This is a genomic window from Prochlorococcus sp. MIT 1011 (assembly GCF_047305235.1).
In the GTDB taxonomy this organism is placed as follows: Bacteria; Cyanobacteriota; Cyanobacteriia; order PCC-6307; family Cyanobiaceae; genus Prochlorococcus_B.
In genome coordinates this window covers 604495-620326 of the sequence record NZ_CP138983.1, presented here as the reverse complement: position 1 = coordinate 620326, position 15832 = coordinate 604495, and the positions used below count along the sequence as shown (strand labels likewise).

The 15832-nt window shown below is 35.2% G+C and carries 21 protein-coding genes; 11 read left to right on the top strand and 10 right to left on the bottom strand.

All coding sequences use genetic code 11. From position 1 onward, the window contains the following. Window position 1 precedes the first annotated feature (1 nt). Window positions 2–352 carry a DUF2834 domain-containing protein gene (locus tag SIB75_RS03410; protein WP_413684089.1) on the bottom strand — a complete coding sequence of 117 codons (351 nt, stop codon included), beginning with the start codon at window positions 350–352 and terminating at the stop codon, window positions 2–4. 129 nt (window positions 353–481) lie between these two features. Here SIB75_RS03410 and SIB75_RS03405 point away from each other — a divergent pair, with 129 nt between their 5' ends. Together SIB75_RS03405 and SIB75_RS03400 are read left to right on the top strand one after the other, a co-directional pair. Further along, entirely contained in the window at window positions 482–1324 is an 843-nt protein-coding gene (locus SIB75_RS03405; RefSeq protein WP_413684087.1) for a PfkB family carbohydrate kinase, read from the top strand. A 396-nt stretch (window positions 1325–1720) separates the two neighbouring features. Beyond that, entirely contained in the window at window positions 1721–1990 is a 270-nt protein-coding gene (locus tag SIB75_RS03400; RefSeq protein WP_413684085.1) for a hypothetical protein, read from the top strand. 241 nt (window positions 1991–2231) lie between these two features. On the opposite strand, the gene SIB75_RS03395 is transcribed toward SIB75_RS03400, so the two are convergent. The 3 genes from SIB75_RS03395 to SIB75_RS03385 all read right to left on the bottom strand — a co-directional run bounded on the left by SIB75_RS03395 (window position 2232) and on the right by SIB75_RS03385 (window position 3426). Continuing rightward, the gene (locus SIB75_RS03395; RefSeq protein ID WP_413684084.1) at window positions 2232–2471 is read right to left on the bottom strand and encodes a hypothetical protein; all 240 of its coding nucleotides are present in this window, start codon (window positions 2469–2471) and stop codon (window positions 2232–2234) included. Between the two features lie 97 nt (window positions 2472–2568). Further along, window positions 2569–3135 carry a pentapeptide repeat-containing protein gene (locus SIB75_RS03390; protein ID WP_413684082.1) on the bottom strand — a complete coding sequence of 189 codons (567 nt, stop codon included), beginning with the start codon at window positions 3133–3135 and terminating at the stop codon, window positions 2569–2571. Window positions 3136–3246: 111 nt separating this feature from the next. After that, window positions 3247–3426, bottom strand: coding sequence for a hypothetical protein (locus SIB75_RS03385; RefSeq protein WP_413684080.1), 180 nt, complete (start codon window positions 3424–3426; stop codon window positions 3247–3249). Between the two features lie 205 nt (window positions 3427–3631). Between SIB75_RS03385 and SIB75_RS03380 the strand changes: the two genes are divergently transcribed. After that, complete coding sequence (locus tag SIB75_RS03380; protein WP_413684078.1) at window positions 3632–3973, top strand: phenylpyruvate tautomerase MIF-related protein; 342 nt, start codon at window positions 3632–3634, stop codon at window positions 3971–3973. 67 nt (window positions 3974–4040) lie between these two features. On the opposite strand, the gene SIB75_RS03375 is transcribed toward SIB75_RS03380, so the two are convergent. Continuing rightward, complete coding sequence (locus SIB75_RS03375; protein WP_413684077.1) at window positions 4041–4442, bottom strand: thiol-disulfide oxidoreductase DCC family protein; 402 nt, start codon at window positions 4440–4442, stop codon at window positions 4041–4043. Window positions 4443–4569: 127 nt separating this feature from the next. Between SIB75_RS03375 and SIB75_RS03370 the strand changes: the two genes are divergently transcribed. After that, entirely contained in the window at window positions 4570–5160 is a 591-nt protein-coding gene (locus SIB75_RS03370) for a hypothetical protein (RefSeq protein ID WP_413684075.1), read from the top strand. Window positions 5161–5264: 104 nt separating this feature from the next. Here the strand turns inward: SIB75_RS03370 and SIB75_RS03365 are convergent, their stop codons facing one another. The 3 genes from SIB75_RS03365 to SIB75_RS03355 all read right to left on the bottom strand — a co-directional run bounded on the left by SIB75_RS03365 (window position 5265) and on the right by SIB75_RS03355 (window position 9043). Further along, window positions 5265–6320 (bottom strand): chlorophyll a/b binding light-harvesting protein, encoded by a 1056-nt coding sequence (locus SIB75_RS03365; RefSeq protein WP_413684073.1) that lies wholly within the window; start codon window positions 6318–6320, stop codon window positions 5265–5267. 177 nt (window positions 6321–6497) lie between these two features. Next, window positions 6498–7610 (bottom strand): chlorophyll a/b binding light-harvesting protein, encoded by a 1113-nt coding sequence (locus tag SIB75_RS03360; protein WP_413684072.1) that lies wholly within the window; start codon window positions 7608–7610, stop codon window positions 6498–6500. Window positions 7611–7996: 386 nt separating this feature from the next. Continuing rightward, window positions 7997–9043: a chlorophyll a/b binding light-harvesting protein gene (locus tag SIB75_RS03355; protein ID WP_413684071.1), complete on the bottom strand. Its 1047-nt coding sequence runs from the start codon at window positions 9041–9043 to the stop codon at window positions 7997–7999. A gap of 178 nt (window positions 9044–9221) precedes the next feature. Between SIB75_RS03355 and SIB75_RS03350 the strand changes: the two genes are divergently transcribed. After that, window positions 9222–9416 carry a hypothetical protein gene (locus SIB75_RS03350; protein ID WP_413684069.1) on the top strand — a complete coding sequence of 65 codons (195 nt, stop codon included), beginning with the start codon at window positions 9222–9224 and terminating at the stop codon, window positions 9414–9416. A gap of 115 nt (window positions 9417–9531) precedes the next feature. Next, on the top strand, window positions 9532–9738 hold the full coding sequence (locus SIB75_RS03345) for a hypothetical protein (protein ID WP_269610939.1): 207 nt from the start codon (window positions 9532–9534) through the stop codon (window positions 9736–9738). A 91-nt stretch (window positions 9739–9829) separates the two neighbouring features. Here the strand turns inward: SIB75_RS03345 and SIB75_RS03340 are convergent, their stop codons facing one another. Both SIB75_RS03340 and SIB75_RS03335 read right to left on the bottom strand, forming a co-directional pair. Then, entirely contained in the window at window positions 9830–10918 is a 1089-nt protein-coding gene (locus SIB75_RS03340) for a chlorophyll a/b binding light-harvesting protein (RefSeq protein WP_413678270.1), read from the bottom strand. A gap of 257 nt (window positions 10919–11175) precedes the next feature. After that, window positions 11176–12240, bottom strand: coding sequence for a chlorophyll a/b binding light-harvesting protein (locus SIB75_RS03335; RefSeq protein ID WP_413684067.1), 1065 nt, complete (start codon window positions 12238–12240; stop codon window positions 11176–11178). Between the two features lie 529 nt (window positions 12241–12769). Here SIB75_RS03335 and SIB75_RS03330 point away from each other — a divergent pair. From SIB75_RS03330 to SIB75_RS03310, 5 genes are all read left to right on the top strand, one after another. Beyond that, the gene (locus tag SIB75_RS03330) at window positions 12770–12967 is read left to right on the top strand and encodes a TIGR03643 family protein (protein WP_413684065.1); all 198 of its coding nucleotides are present in this window, start codon (window positions 12770–12772) and stop codon (window positions 12965–12967) included. After that, window positions 12964–13095, top strand: coding sequence for a DUF2256 domain-containing protein (locus SIB75_RS03325; RefSeq protein ID WP_413684064.1), 132 nt, complete (start codon window positions 12964–12966; stop codon window positions 13093–13095). Before SIB75_RS03330 ends, SIB75_RS03325 begins: the two co-directional genes overlap by 4 nt. A gap of 180 nt (window positions 13096–13275) precedes the next feature. Next, complete coding sequence (locus SIB75_RS03320) at window positions 13276–13725, top strand: peroxiredoxin (protein ID WP_413391209.1); 450 nt, start codon at window positions 13276–13278, stop codon at window positions 13723–13725. 489 nt (window positions 13726–14214) lie between these two features. Further along, the gene (locus tag SIB75_RS03315) at window positions 14215–14856 is read left to right on the top strand and encodes a hypothetical protein (protein ID WP_413684063.1); all 642 of its coding nucleotides are present in this window, start codon (window positions 14215–14217) and stop codon (window positions 14854–14856) included. Between the two features lie 70 nt (window positions 14857–14926). Then, entirely contained in the window at window positions 14927–15829 is a 903-nt protein-coding gene (locus SIB75_RS03310; RefSeq protein ID WP_413684061.1) for an oxidoreductase, read from the top strand. Window positions 15830–15832 lie beyond the last annotated feature (3 nt).

The following is a 15832-nucleotide window of genomic DNA, read 5'->3' as shown; positions in this document are numbered from 1 at the left end:
TTTAGTTACTATTCATTTCTTCTATTCTTAATTCTCTTAAATATAAAAAGAGAGGTGCAGAAAAGGCAAATGCGATTGTAAATGTAGTTAATATTACTACCCATAGATTCTTCATCTCTAGTCTCTTGGATTCGGAAATTATCCAAACAAAGACAGCTGTTGAGCCAACAAACAGATCTCTAGATAGGGATTGGGAGGCTGGATTATTATTAGCTAACTCTATAAATAATTGAATGTCAAAAAAAGGTCCATAGCTTTTCGCAAATTCAATATTTGCAAGTGTAGGTAAGATAGCTCCTAATATAGCCAATAATAAATAAATCCATTTCAACCATTTAATCTGTCTAATCATAAGAATTTTTTTATCCAAAACAATATATCAGAACTATTAGAAACTTTGTCTATTTTATGAATAAAAAAATATCATAGTTTTATCAATGAACTTAACTAACTATATTAGAAATAACATTATTAGTTAAGAATGGAAATTGACTTGCACAAAGAAATAATTAACCTCCATAAACTTAAATTAGCTGTGATTGGTCATGTTGAGTGGGTAACATTCTTAAAAGTCGACCAACTTCCATTGGCAGGACATATCTCTCATGCAAAAGATTGCTTTGAGGAACCCGCCGGCGGAGCAGCAGTCGCAGCTGTTCAGATGTCAAGATTAATAAATGGTCCTGTTGATTTAATCACATCACTAGGCAAAGACAGTTTTGGTGAGAAATGTTATGAAAGACTTACCGAACTTGGTTTAAATTTAAAAGTTGCTTGGCGTGAACAACCAACTAGAAAGGGTATTAGCTTGATTAGTAAGGATGGAGAAAGAGCGATTACAGTTATTGGAGACAGATTACAACCAATCGCTTCTGATAATCTTCCTTGGAATGAGATGAAAAATTACGATGGTATTTTTATTACCGCTACAGATAAGGAAGGAATCAGACTTGCCAGACAAGCTAAATTTCTTTCTGCAACGCCTCGAACAGGTGAAAAGACCTTAAAAAATTCAAAAGTAAAAATCAATGCATTAATTGGTAGCGCTCTTGATCCTGGCGAGGAAATAAATCATGATGAACTCATACCCAAACCAGATATATATATAGCAACAAAAGGGAAATCAGGCGGAACAATTTTTCCTTATAAACAAAGCTACAAATCAATTACACCTAGCTCAAAAGAAATAGACACCTATGGATGTGGCGACTGCTTTGCGGGAGGAGTTACTACTGCCCTCTCCGCTAATCTAAATTTAAATCAGGCGATTAAGATAGGTGCCTATTGTGGGGCTGAATGCTCAACACATTACGGACCTTACTAAAATGAAAAATCAAGACAATAAGAATATAAGTACAAAAAATAATAATTCGATTACGAATAATTTTATAATCCTAATATTTTCAATTATTTTTCTTTTTCTTGAATCAATAATAATAATTATGAGTTTATTTAAAAAAGGTATTTTTAAAAGAGAAATACTTTCAAAGAAAACCGATCTAGGCTTCGATTTAATTATCAAGAGAAAATAAAAAGTCCAAGTCAAGACAAATCAATATTATAGTTTTCAATCAGCTGGCTTTATTTCTAGAAATTGCTTTAATTGTATTAGATTATATTTTTCATAGTGAAGTTAATCCTGATATTTTCAATAATATTCTTTATATGTATATTCTTAATTTCAAATAAGAGAAAAAAGTTTTCTAACAGAAGAAGTTTAATGGAAAGATTTAAGAAAAGGTTCAAAAATATAAATGTTCGTCGAAAAAGGATTTCAGAGGAATTTACAAATTCTCTTTTACTTGACCCTTCTAAGAATATCCCTATAGGGACATGGTATTCAGAGGATGAGCTAAGAGAAAAAGCAGATATTCATAGATCAAGATTAAGTAAATTTGGTAAATCAAAAATCAATGGCGAAATGTTATTCGTTGGACCAAAAGGAGGAATTTACAAAATAAGTGCTGATGGCAAGAAAAAATATGTCTAAATATTAAAAGTAATAATTATAAAAAATCTAATTATTGCTAAAATTATAATAGTAACTTATCAGTCAATTAAAATTGGATTTATACATAACAGTATCATTTGGAGAGTTAGAGCTATCTAATCTAACTTTCTGGAGCCTTGTTAGTATTACTTTATTATTTGTTATCTCTTTTGTTTTATCAACAATTCCTCTTACTAAAAATATACAAGATGCAAAAAATATTTCTTCAAGAAAATAAAAATTAAGCAGCCTCCTTATATTCTGAAAAATCTCTATTAGCCCAATGGATTCTTTCTATAGATAGATTAGCGATTGAACTTCTTTTACCTTCTGCTTTCATAGATATTAAATTCTTATCATCTAAAATTTGATCTGAAATTTCATTAGAAGTGCCGCCAGAAATCTTTGTACGATATTTACGAGCAAGATTTTGAATTGAAAACCCTTTTACATTAGGTCGATGTGGCCAAAAATTCTTCAAGATAAAAGAAGACTCTTATATAAAGAAAACCAAAAACAAATAAAATTGCAACTAGTTCTTGTTTTTTATAACAAATCTTTTATGGGTATTCTCAGAATTAAGCTGAAGGCATAGCAGGTTTATATGAATCTTTATCTCCTACACATTCAAGACTTTCCCTAGTAGAAACTCCAGTAGTTGGATTTACACCATCCGCTATTTTGCAAAGATTTCTCTGATCTTCACTATCAAGAATTGCAAAAGTAAAATCAGCTCCTTCAATTTGTGCACCAGCAAAGCTACTGCCGGAGGCAATCATATTTATCAAAACAGCATTTCTAAGATCTGTTTTCTGAAAATTCACCCTGTCAGAAAGAGTATCAGTAAGGTCTATTCCATTAAGATTTGAGCCCTTGAGATCAGACAAAGTTAATGTTGTTCCATGAAGATCAACATCACTAAAATCAGCATCTCTTGCCATTGCTCCAGCTATTGAAGAAAGATGCAAGTCTTCGCCATGAAAATTAAATCCAGTGATATCTGATCGAACGTAGCTTGGGACCTCATCTCCCTCACCCTTAACCGCCACATTAGCTCCAGCGAAGGCTGGATTCACACCAAAAAATATGATTAAAAAGCTCAATAGATATTTTATTATTTTTGAAAAAAGAAGATCAAAATTCATGAGTAAAAATGATAATCCATTTGATTAATGCAATTATCTCCCCTATTTAAGGATTTTATATGCATTGATAAGACAAATTAATGTAAGGGGATAAAGGAATATCTGGTATTTTTACAAAAGAGGATTTCCAGAGATGAATTCGTGCATTACAGGGTTCATCCAGTATAACCCTACGAATAACATTACAAATACATTAAAAAATATCAAAGCACCACCTAATAGAAAGGTCTGATCATTCGAATTGATATCTTCTTTATCTTCTTGAACAATAGCTTGATAATTCTGATTCATTTTTCGAATTAAGACCCTGTCAAGTTACTGGAAAAACAATATTATTGAGGCCATAACTGAAAAATTAACAGGATCTTTCTATTTTTTTAAGATTTTAAAAATATTGCTTACAGTGACTCCAAATGAAGAGTGGATGGATCTTTCTAGGTTTTTGAAAAATCAATCTCACATTCAGTATTAATATCTCTCAAAGACTTATTAACTTATGCCATTCATTCAAGTCAACACATCCTCCAAAAGTGTTGTGGAAAATGATGATTTACTCCAAAAAGATATCTCAACAATGGTCGCTGATCTAACTGGGAAACCTGAAAATTACGTAATGACCATGATCCAAAGAGATACCAAAATGACATTTGCTGGGTCCGATGAACCATGCTGTTTTATTAAGGTTAAATCAATTGGTTCACTAAGTCCCTCCTCAATGAGCAAGTCTTTATGCGAGTTAATTGCATCTAAAACAAATATAAATACGAATAGAATTTATATTGAATTTATCGACGTTAAAGCCTCAAATTGGGGATTCAATAGTTCAACATTTGGATAGTAAGTTTACTGTTTTAAAATTTCATATCTAAAAAAATTATAATCAAAATAATTATTACTATAAATAGTCAATATATATCGCAACCCCTATCAGAACATAACTTTTCAATAGAAGGTCGAAAAGTTATTTTCAATCTATATTTTGCCCATAATTTATATATAGATTCAAAAAATTTATCAAGTACAGGAAATCTTGTTGGAGCATAAATCCAACCCAAGCCAATCAAATCATAAGCCTCTTGAAAAACCTTTATGTCCTTAATTACTGAGCCATCGCTTTTTAAGGCATGGATTCTCTCCATCGCTTGTCTATAGGTAATTCCGTTTTCAAGATCTAAAGAAAAATCCGAACTATTAATATCAATAAATCTTAGAGATTCCTTTTGATTTCTTGATTGCAAGAAATAAACCTCTCTTTTACATAAGGGGCATCCACCATCGAAAAAAATAGTAAGTTTGACAGTATTCATAAAAAATTAAATTTCTCACAAAAAGATATTTTAAGCAGGGAAAGCCTAATTTCGTTGTTCAATGTAAATAAACACTTGATAGGATCAGAATAAAAAGCGATCTTAATGATATCTAACTGATAAAAAAATGCTTACCCTATTTATTTTCATATTAATCTCAGTATCAGTAGTTTCCGCCTTGCTTTTTTTCAACAAAGGTGAAAAAGCCCAAGAGATTAAAAGCATTCTCAAAGATATATATGAAAATTCAAAAGAACTCTTCTCAAACTTTAAAAAGCTTTTTTTGATAGTTAAAGATCTAATTCAATCAAAATTAGATCAAGAACCAACTCAACTGAAAGATGAATCAACCGAGTCAAAAACTGAAGTAACTGCTGAGCCCGAAGTAACTGCTAAGCCCGAAGTAACTGCTAAGCCCGAACTAACTGCTGAGTCCGAACTAACTGCTGAGCCTGAACTAACTGCTGAGCCTGAAGTAACTGCTGAGTCTGAACTAACTGCTGAGCCTGAAGTAACTGCTGAGCCTGAACTAACTGCTGAGCCTGAACTAACTGCTGAGCCTGAACTAACTGCTGAGCCCGAACTAACTGCTGAGCCTGAAGTAACTGCTGAGCCTGAACTAACTGCTGAGCCTGAACTAACTGCTGAGACTGAAACTTTCCCAACTATCGAATCCGTAAATCCATCTGAAGATTCAATTAATGACGAGAAATATTGATATAAAAACAGAGTGATTTTTAATTAGAGATTTTTATCAAAAAAAAAAAAAAAGCCTCATCAAATTTGATGAGGCTTTTTGATTAAAATTTGAGCTTGAATCTACTAACTCTCAGTTGTTGCTAGAGAAGCTACTGATCCAACAACACGACGGAAATCAAAGCCCATAGCTCTAAGAGCATGCCAGATATGACCTTGAATAAAGAAAAATCCAAAGTAATAGTGAACATTTGACAATGCGGCTCTAGTTGTATGGCCTAAAAACGCTGTGCTATCTGAGACATCTCCTGTGTCAACCCAATAAGGAGAAATTCCAAATTTCAAAGCTAAAGGCTCTCCATACCAATCAATTGGATAAACAGTTGTGTTTTGTGCACACCAGAATGCAGCAACAATTGCCATCCAGCCAATACCAGCAAGAGACCATGAAAGAACTGCTTCTGCTGAAAGCAATCCTTTCCCTTTGAATTCAGTGTATTCCCCTAGTTGTTTTGTAGCTATGTGCCAAGCACCACCACTTATTTGAACGAATGCTAAGAATGCATGTCCGCTCATTACTTCTTCAAGGCTGTCAATGGTTAGGAAGTCAAACTGATGTCCGTAAACCATTCCAAAATCTCCATATCCAGGGAAGATTGTTCTGATTTCACTTATGGCAGGGTCGTAAATCCCATGCCATCTTGCCCACTCAACGAACCAAATATTTGCAACACCAAAGAAAATCAAATGATGTCCAAGAATGAATGTCAAATTATCTGGGTTGTCCCATTCTAATTTGAATTTTTTAGTGGTAGGGACAGGACCATCTTTCAAGTCCGGATCAAACAAGAGTGAATGAGCTAATCCAGCTGTTCCATACACAGCTGAAAAAATTAAATGGAAAATAGCAATTGTTGCCACACCAGCTCCTGTCCATACACCAGCTTCATCAAAGCCAATACCAAGAGAAGCTAAATGAGCAAGGAATATGGAACTTTGATGTCCCATTGGTATTTCTGGGTTGTAGCGAGCAAGCTCCCAAAGAGTGCTTCCACCTGCTGCAAAGCAAATAAGACCTGTATGGCCTATATGTGACCCTATGAATCGACCTGCGCGATTGGTCACCACAGAATTACCAACCCACCACCCATAGGTGACGTCTGGATTTCCGTAGGTCTGCATAATTAAGGAATTAAAGTCGAAATTTTTGATACCTTACACTTATTGGAATTGTTTTTACCAGAATAGTTAGAGGTCTTTATAGGTATCTGTCTTTTTTTACCAAAAAAACACTTTTTTTCAGAAAAAACCAAAAAAAATACCCCCCATAGGGAGGTATTTTTTTATTCTAATTTGAATTTATCTTGGTGCTCTTCCGTTGAAACCTACACCTTCAACTCTAACAGTTGCACCTTGGCTGTTACCAATAGCATCACCAACTTTCTTGAAATCAAATCCTAAAGCTCGAAGAGCATGCCAGAAATGACCCTGTAAGAAGAAGAAACCAAAGTAGTAGTGAACATTCACTAAAGCTGCTCTAGTTGAGTGACCAAAGAATGCTGTGGAATCAGAAAGGTCTCCAGTATCAATCCAGTAGGGGGCTACGGTGAATTGTAATTTTAATGGTTCACCAAACCACTCTGTGGGATATACGGTTGTATTAGTTGCAGCCCAGAAAGCAGCCACAATTGCCATCCAACCAATACCTGCGAGAGACCATGAAAGAACTGCTTCAGCTGAGAGTAATTCAGCTCCTTTGAATTTACTCCATTCTCCAAGTCTCTTGTTTTCCCATTGAGTTGAACCAGCAACCATATGAATAGTTGCTCCAGTCAATTCAGCAAAAGCCAGGAAAGCATGTCCACCCATAACATCTTCAAGACTATCAATTTCAATGAAATCGAACTGTCGATTCCAAATCATTGTCAAGTCTAGGTTGTAATTAACCTGACGAACTGCACCTATCGCAGGATCGTATATGCCATGTATCCTCGCCCATTCAACAAACCATATACATGCGACACCAAAGAAAAACAAATGGTGACCAAGAATAAAAGTTTGATTATCGGGGTTTTCCCATTCAAGTTTGAATTTTCTAGCGCGAGGCACTTCGCTTTCTTCAACATCAGCCTCGAAATAGACTGCATGCAAGAGAGCTCCTCCTCCATAAACCATTGACAAGACCAAATGAACAATAGCTATTGCAGCTACTCCTACACCTGTCCATGCACCTGCCTCATTGAAACCAATTCCAATTGAAGCCAAATGAGCCAAGAATAGTGAGCTCTGATGCCCCATTGGGATCTCAGGGTTATAGCGGGCAAGCTCCCAAAGTGTGCTTCCACCAGCCGCAAACGCGATCAAGCCTGTATGCCCTATATGGGAGGCTATAAATCGGCCTGAGCGGTTGGTGACCACAGAATTACCAGCCCACCAATCATAGGTAACATCTGGATTTCCATAGCTCTGCATAATTTTTTAAGCGATACAGGCGAAATATGCGTGCAGATTACACGCTGCTGAAATGATATGTGCAAAATAGTTAGAGGTCGTTATTTAGTTTGACTATTTTTTCCCATTTCAATAATTAAAACAATTTTATAGAAGCTGAGATATTGTCTCAAGGAGATAGTAGAAATCTTCGAAAGTCTAGTTATAGCTTAATTTAAATACTCGAAATTCTCGACTAATCATTCAAAAAATCTCAATCCACATGATCTAACGATATTTGATAAAAAAATTTCAACGTTGTAAATCGAATAATTTTTTTTTAAATCGATCGAAATTAAAAGAAAAAAATTGCAAAAAAAAAGAGGAGATAAAACTCCTCTTTAAAAATTATTTTGTTTTTGATTAAATCAATAAAGCTGAGCTGGAAGAGGCTCTTTAAGAACTTTCTTAAAGTCAAATCCCATAGCCCTTAAAGCATGCCATAAATGACCTTGAAGGAAGAAAAATCCAAAGTAATAATGAACATTTGCTAGAGCAGCCCTTGTTGTATGACCAAAGAAAGCAGGACCTCCTGAAAGATCAACGCTATCAATCCAATAAGGTGCAACACCAAACTTCAAGATCAAAGCTTCTCCGTACCAAGCTTCAGGATAAACTGTTGTGTTCTGAGCACACCAAAAAGCAGCTACAACAGCCATCCAACCAATACCTGCACAAGAGAATGAAAGAATTGATTCTGCTGAAAGAAGACCAGCTCCTTTGAATTTGGTGTATTCACCAACTTGCTTGGTAGCAATATGGAAAGCTCCACCTGTGATCTCAACAAATGCTAAGAATGCATGACCACCCATAACATCCTCAAGACTATCGATAGCCAAGAAATCAAACTGATGGTTCCAAATATTGGTCAAGTTAAGGTTGTACTCAACTTGTCGAACCGCTCCTATTGCAGGATCATAAATTCCATGAATTCGTGCCCATTCAACAAACCATATACATGCAACACCAAAGAAAAGCAAATGGTGTCCAAGAATAAATGTCTGATTATCGGGGTTATCCCACTCAAGCTTGAACTTTCTAGCTTGTGGAACCTCTGAATCTTGCATATCGCCAACGAATAGCGCTGAATGCAATAAACCACCGGCTCCATAAACCATGGAGAGAACCAAATGAACGATGGCAATAGAAGCGACTCCTACTCCTGTCCAAGCACCAGCCTCATCAAAGCCGATACCAATTGAAGCTAAATGAGCAAGAAAGATAGAACTCTGATGACCCATGGGGATCTCAGGGTTATATCTTGCTAATTCCCAAAGAGTACTTCCACCTGCTGCAAAGGCTATTAGCCCAGTATGCGCAATGTGAGCAGCAATGAATTTACCAGATTTGTTAGTAACCCCAGCGTTTCCAGCCCACCAACCATAGGTGACATCCGGGTTTCCGTAGGTCTGCATGATTTAAGATTTTTGGCGTAATACGGTGACCACACCTTACAGGCAGCTCAATTCAAAAACTACTATTAGTAATAAGGTCTTATACAGAAGTAGTAAAGTTTTTTTTCTTTAAATTGGCTTAACCCGCGACTAAACTAGGTTTTCATTGAAATACTAAAGAAAAATTTAAATATCAAAAATGAAATCTGCTTTACAACTTGAGCTACAAGACCTTCATGGACTTCCTTATATAGCAACAATAATTTGGTTTGTTCTGCTTGGAGTTTGTCTTTTAGCAGTTATTTTTTATCTATTTCAAAAAAATTACAGGCCAAAGGCAAAAATTGATGATGGTATCTCTCCTGAGAAGAAATCACGACCAAAAGGGTTTTAAATGACTAAGAAAATTTTGTTTTTCAATGTTAGTTCTCAAATTAATGTAATATCCTCAAACACGGGTTTGGCATAGTGGCCACCTGGGTTAACAATAAAAACAATTTTTTTACTCAATGATTGATTTTTCTCACCTTCTTGATTTTGCCACTCAGCTTCCACACCCATCAGATATTGGTTTAATCAAACCATCCGGTGGATTTAATATAGCTGCAGCTCTTTGTGGTCTTGGAGCAGTATTTGGAGCTTCTCAATTCTTCTATTATTCTGATGATTCAAAAAGAATCGATCCTTGGGCCAAGCCTGAAAACTACAAAAACTAAAGAAAATTAAAAACTAATTTTTTTTATCACAAAAAAAGAGCCTCATCATATGACGAGGCTCTTTTTTATTGGAATTTTTAAAACCCAATAATTAATCAGAAAGGGTAACCCTAGCGTTATCAAGATTACTAATTGAATCAGTAACCTTCTTGAAATCAAAGCCTAAAGCACGTATTGCATGCCAAAGGTGACCTTGAATGAAGAAAAAGCCTAGGTAGTAATGAACATTTGTAAGCCAAGCTCTTGAAGTATGGCCACTAACAACTCCAGTCATATCAGCGGTATCAATCCAATAAGGAGATATGCCAAATTTAAGAGCTAGTGTTTCTCCATACCAAGCTTCTGGATAAACAGTTGTATTTGTTGCACACCAGAAAGCTGCAATAATTGCCATCCAACCAATACCGGCTAGAGACCATGAAAGAACTGCTTCAGCAGAAAGAATGTTCTTTCCTTTGAATTCGGTGTACTCGCCTACTTGCTTGGTAGCGATATGAAATGCTCCACCTGTTATTTCAACAAATGCTAAGAATGCATGACCACCCATAACATCCTCAAGACTATCGATAGCCAAGAAATCAAACTGATGATTCCAAATGTTGGTCAAGTTTAAATTGTACTCAACTTGTCGAACAGCTCCTATTGCAGGATCGTAAATCCCATGAATTCGGGCCCATTCAACAAACCATATACATGCAACACCAAAGAAAATCAAATGGTGACCAAGGATAAAAGTCTGATTATCTGGATTATCCCATTCAAGCTTGTATCTTGCTGCCTGACGATGCTCAGGACGATCATCAGCAAACAAACCTGAACTATTTTGGGTGTCTTCGCTAAAGATCAAAGAGTGCAATAAACCTGCACCCGCATATACCATTGAGCAAATCAGATGGAATACACCGATAAAGGCTATTGATGTGCCATCAAATACTGTTCCAGTTGGATCAAATCCAATACCAATAGAAGCAAGATGTGGAATACTCACCATCCCCTGGTGTCCCATTGGAATATCTGGGTTGTATCTAGCGAGCTCCCAAAGTGTGTTTGCACCAGCTGCGAAACAAATCAATCCTGTATGAGCAACATGCGAGCCAATAAATCGGCTTGACTTATTTGTTACGACAGAATTACCAACCCACCACCCGTAAGTGACGTCTGGATTTCCGTAGGACTGCATAATTGAGGAAATTGAAGTCGAAATTCGACCTACCTTACATTTACTCCCATTAATTTGCTTGAAATCGTAAAAGGTCTTTATTTAATACACAAATGAAATCAATAATAGAGCTTGTATTATCCGTTGATTTTCCTTACAAAACCAGTCCCAGATCGGATTTAAGAATCCTTGATAAATCTCATCAATTTTATTAAATAAATAAAAAGCCCCGCAAAATATTACGGGGCTTTTATTGAATATCCAAGCAATTAAATCAGTTAGTCATTAAGAGTGATTTGTGCCCTATCTAAACCAGCAACAGCATTTGTAACTCTCCTAAAGTCAAAGCCTAATGCACGAATAGCGTGCCATAAATGACCTTGTAAGAAGAAGAATCCAAAATAATAATGGACATTTGTTAAAGCAGCTCTTGTGGTGTGACCTGCTAATGCAGTGCTCTCACTTACCTCTACAGTATCGATCCAATAGGGAGAAATTCCAAATTTCAAAGCTAAAGGCTCTCCAAACCAAGGTTCAGGATAAACAGTTGTATTTGTTGCACACCAGAATGCTGCGACAATCGCCATCCAACCAATACCTGCCAATGAGAAAGACAAAACGGCCTCGGCAGAAAGAATCCCAGCTCCTTTAAATGGTGTGTATTCTCCTACCTGCTTAGTTGCGATATGGAATGCACCACCAGTTATCTCAACAAATGCTAAAAACGCATGGCCGCCCAAAACGTCTTCAAGATTATCAATAGCTAAGAAATCAAACTGATGATTCCAAATATTGGTCAAATTAAGGTTGTACTCAACTTGTCGAACAGCTCCTATTGCGGGGTCATAAATTCCGTGAATTCTAGCCCATTCAACAAAAGCAATACAAGCTACCCCGAAGAAAATAAGATGGTGACCCAATATAAATGTCAAATTATCAGGGTTGTCCCATTCAAGCTTGAATTTTTGAGTAGTAGGTCCTGGCCCATCAGCCAAATCCCCATCAAAGAGCAAAGAGTGTGAAAGAGCTCCTCCTGCATAAACAAGAGAAGCAATAATATGGACAATTGCTACTGAAGCGACATTGGCTCCAGTCCAAGCACCTGCATCATCAAATCCAATTCCAATAGATGCAAGATGAGCTAGAAAGACAGAGCTTTGGTGCCCCATGGCTATAGACGGATCAAACCTAGCTAGCTCCCAAAGAGTGCTAGCTCCTGCAGCAAATGAAATTAGGCCTGTATGACCTGCATGGGCTGCAATAAACTTTCCAGCGCGGTTAGTAACCCTTGAATTACCAGCCCACCACCCGTAGGTGACATCTGGATTTCCATAGGTCTGCATATAAAACAGGGGGTAATATATATTTTCCAGACTACAAGTTAGTAGACTTTTTAACTATCAAAAACCTAAACAAACAACCATTGATTAATAATTTAACATCATTTTATACTGGTACATAAGTAAAACTTAACAGCAAAAGTAGTGACTATTTATACAAAAAACAAACAGGATAAGCTGATTATCTCCAAATACAGAAACAGATAAGTTCAACTTAACTATTAATACAGTTTTTTTGATGTTGGAAGAGCGCAAGCACTCTTCCGATGTTGACAGAGAAACGAACTTCGACTTCAATTCCTATCAACAATTAATGTCATAACAAAAATCAATCATGAGTGTGAGTATAAATAATTCATTTCATACATCCAAAACAAATTGATTGGCAATGGAGTTTTATAAATCCAAGAAAATTCTTAGGGTTATACGTACCAATACAATTAAAAATCTGTTATAAGGTTTAACTAATTTTGAATCAATACAAATCATACTTAAGAAGCTAACTCCGGCTGAAGTTGATCGCATTGTTGAAATGGCATGGGAGGATAGGACTCCTTTTGATGCGATCGATTTTCAATTCAATCTCAAAGAGAGAGAAGTTATTCATCTAATGAGATCGAATTTAAAAACATCTTCTTTTAAATTGTGGAGAAAAAGAGTTACTGGAAGGAAATTAAAGCATGGCTTCCCTAACAAGAAGATAAGGTTCAAGTCAGCCAATCAAAAGTGAAGTTCAAATTGATAAAAAATTGCCCGATTTGCTTTAGAGATTTTCAATGGAGAAAAAAATGGGCTAAAGACTGGGATAATGTCATTTACTGTTCAGAAAGATGTAGAAGAAGAAAAAATGGACCCTAATAAAAAAATGAACCACAGGCGTAATGCTAATGCGTTCATGTCTAAACTAAATTAATAATTTAAACTAAGATATTTAAAACGACTAAATTTCTATTAACTTTGTCTAAGTGTTGTTTTTACTCCAAAAGAGTACTCTCAAAAAGAAGTTAATTTTGTATAGTGTTAATTTGGTTAGGTAGAGTGAAGCTGAAAATTGGTGATCAAATTCCATTATTTTCTTTGAAAGATCAAAACGGGAACATCAGAACTTCAAATAAACTGAAAAAGTCTCTAGTTTTGTTCTTCTACCCGAAAGACGATACACCTGGTTGTACTATCGAGGCCTGTGGCTTCCGAGACAAATATGATCTTTTCAAAATTCTAGGTGCTGAGGTGTGGGGAATAAGCAATGGTAGTATTAAAAGTCATCTAGGATTTGCAAATAAAAACAAACTTCAGTATCCATTACTATGCGATCAAAATAATATTCTCAGAAATCAATTTGGAGTACCGAAAAAGCTAGGATTCATTGAAGGAAGAGTAACCTATATAATAAATTCCGAAGGAATAATAAAACATATATTTGAAGACCTTTTAAATGGTCCAGCTCATATAAAAGAAGCTATAAAAGCATTAAAAAAACTTCAATAATAAATTAAATACTCATATGAACATTTTTGAAGAGGCTAATGATTTATTAGATAATTTCATTTTCAATCACCTTCATTCTTAGCATCAGCTAAGAAATTACGATTATGGGATCGAAAATAGGACTAATGTTTCTCAGATTTCTAAATATACATCTCACAGAATCCTTTACGAATACGACATAATTGAAAAATTAAAAAAGTATGATAAGAAACAAAAATACACTGATGAAATCCTTTGGAGGATCTATTGGAAGGGTTACCTAGAAAATTACAAATCAATATGGTTTGAATATATAAATTTCAAAGAAAACTCAAGTAATTCAAACTCAATTAGTTCTGCCATAAATGGCAAGACAGGTATAAATTGCTTTGATACATGGATAGAGGAGCTTAGAGAAAATAACTATTTGCATAATCACTCAAGGATGTGGTTTGAAGTATATGGATTTTCACTTTGGGACACCCATGGCAACTAGGAGCGAGGCTTTTTATGAAAAATCTACTAGATGGGGATGCTTCATCAAACACCCTTAGCTGGAGATGGGTGGCTGGAATGCATACGAACAAGAAGCCTTACTTAGCATCTAAAGAAAACATCGACAAGTACTCAAATAATCGATTCAGAGATACTCCAATTAGCATATCAAACGAAATTAATATCATCAAAAATAGTCAACATCAATCAAATAAACTTCCAGTTCAAAGAAGTTTCACTAATAGTAATATTCTACTAATGTTTGATAATGATATGAATATAATGAACAGATCTAAGTTATTTAATTCATACTCGAAAGTTTATATATTGTATAATGACGTCATCAATAATGAATTTGAGCTAAGTGAGAAAGCAAGTCAATTCAAACGAGGCTTAATTGACAAAATAAGTAATTTAATCCCAAACTCAGAAGTATTAAAATCAAATGACATAAGAAAATATTTGCGTGGTCAAATTCTTGTTGATGTTATCTACCCAGGAGTTGGACACAACCTAGATTTGATAAATAAATATGCATATCAAAATCAAATGATTCTTAATTATATTTATAGAGATGATGATCTTATGTATTGGAATTATGCAAAGTCAGGATTTTATAAATTTAAAAACTCATATTATAAACTTAACAATATCTAAATCTAATAAAATACATATACCACAAATAAAACAAAATGCAATTATAGTAAGTACAAACTTGTAAACAACCATGGTTAGATTTAATGAAATTAAAAATCAAAATGGAAGAGTATTCTTAATCACTGGTGCAAATAGCGGGCTTGGTTATGAAACTTCTAAATTCCTTCTAGAAAGGGGTGCAACAGTGATAATGTGTTGCAGAGATTTACTCAAAGGAGAGAAAGCCAAGCAAGAACTTTTAAAATTTAACTTCTCTGGGAAGATTGAACTAGTTAAATTAGATTTATCCGATTTAAACAACGTAAAGAGATTTTCTGAATCTATTAAAAATAAATTTAATTCCTTAGATATTTTAATAAATAATGCTGGAATAATGGCCCCGCCAAAGACTTTGAGTAAGCAAGGTTTCGAAATACAGTTTGCGGTTAATCATCTTGCTCACATGAGCTTAACGTTGGAATTATTACCTTTGCTTGAAGAAAAAAATAATTCCAGGGTAGTTACTGTAACCTCGGGCGTTCAATATTTTGGAAATATTCAATGGGAAGATCTTCAAGGAAATCTTAAATACGATCGTTGGGCTTCATATGCGCAGAGCAAACTTGCAAACGTAATGTTTGGGTTGGAGCTCAATTTAAAACTTAAAGAAAGAAATTCACAAACATCTTCACTACTCGCTCACCCAGGATTTGCACGTACAAATTTACAGCCAAAGTCGGTTGAGGCTAATCAATCATGGCAAGAGGGACTTGCTTATAAATTGATGGATCCAATGTTTCAAAGCGCAAAAATGGGAGCACTGCCTCAAATATCAGCAGCTACATTATCTAGCGCTCAAGGGGGAGAACAATATGGGCCTAGATTTAACTTCAGAGGGTTCCCAAAAATATGTAGAAATGCTCCAAAAGCATTAAATCAAGCTTCAAGAAAGAAATTATGGGAGATAAGCGAAAAGCTTATAAAAGATGCTTGATCT

Coding starts and splice junctions, on each gene's coding strand:
- SIB75_RS03410 (WP_413684089.1), bottom strand. CDS start 352: ATGATTAGACAGATTAAATGGTTGAAATGGATTTATTTATTATTGGCT.
- SIB75_RS03405 (WP_413684087.1), top strand. CDS start 482: ATGGAAATTGACTTGCACAAAGAAATAATTAACCTCCATAAACTTAAA.
- SIB75_RS03400 (WP_413684085.1), top strand. CDS start 1,721: ATGGAAAGATTTAAGAAAAGGTTCAAAAATATAAATGTTCGTCGAAAA.
- SIB75_RS03390 (WP_413684082.1), bottom strand. CDS start 3,135: ATGAATTTTGATCTTCTTTTTTCAAAAATAATAAAATATCTATTGAGC.
- SIB75_RS03385 (WP_413684080.1), bottom strand. CDS start 3,426: ATGAATCAGAATTATCAAGCTATTGTTCAAGAAGATAAAGAAGATATC.
- SIB75_RS03380 (WP_413684078.1), top strand. CDS start 3,632: ATGCCATTCATTCAAGTCAACACATCCTCCAAAAGTGTTGTGGAAAAT.
- SIB75_RS03375 (WP_413684077.1), bottom strand. CDS start 4,442: ATGAATACTGTCAAACTTACTATTTTTTTCGATGGTGGATGCCCCTTA.
- SIB75_RS03370 (WP_413684075.1), top strand. CDS start 4,570: ATGCTTACCCTATTTATTTTCATATTAATCTCAGTATCAGTAGTTTCC.
- SIB75_RS03365 (WP_413684073.1), bottom strand. CDS start 6,320: ATGCAGACCTACGGAAATCCAGACGTCACCTATGGGTGGTGGGTTGGT.
- SIB75_RS03360 (WP_413684072.1), bottom strand. CDS start 7,610: ATGCAGAGCTATGGAAATCCAGATGTTACCTATGATTGGTGGGCTGGT.
- SIB75_RS03355 (WP_413684071.1), bottom strand. CDS start 9,043: ATGCAGACCTACGGAAACCCGGATGTCACCTATGGTTGGTGGGCTGGA.
- SIB75_RS03350 (WP_413684069.1), top strand. CDS start 9,222: ATGAAATCTGCTTTACAACTTGAGCTACAAGACCTTCATGGACTTCCT.
- SIB75_RS03345 (WP_269610939.1), top strand. CDS start 9,532: ATGATTGATTTTTCTCACCTTCTTGATTTTGCCACTCAGCTTCCACAC.
- SIB75_RS03340 (WP_413678270.1), bottom strand. CDS start 10,918: ATGCAGTCCTACGGAAATCCAGACGTCACTTACGGGTGGTGGGTTGGT.
- SIB75_RS03335 (WP_413684067.1), bottom strand. CDS start 12,240: ATGCAGACCTATGGAAATCCAGATGTCACCTACGGGTGGTGGGCTGGT.
- SIB75_RS03330 (WP_413684065.1), top strand. CDS start 12,770: ATGGCATGGGAGGATAGGACTCCTTTTGATGCGATCGATTTTCAATTC.
- SIB75_RS03315 (WP_413684063.1), top strand. CDS start 14,215: ATGAAAAATCTACTAGATGGGGATGCTTCATCAAACACCCTTAGCTGG.
- SIB75_RS03310 (WP_413684061.1), top strand. CDS start 14,927: ATGGTTAGATTTAATGAAATTAAAAATCAAAATGGAAGAGTATTCTTA.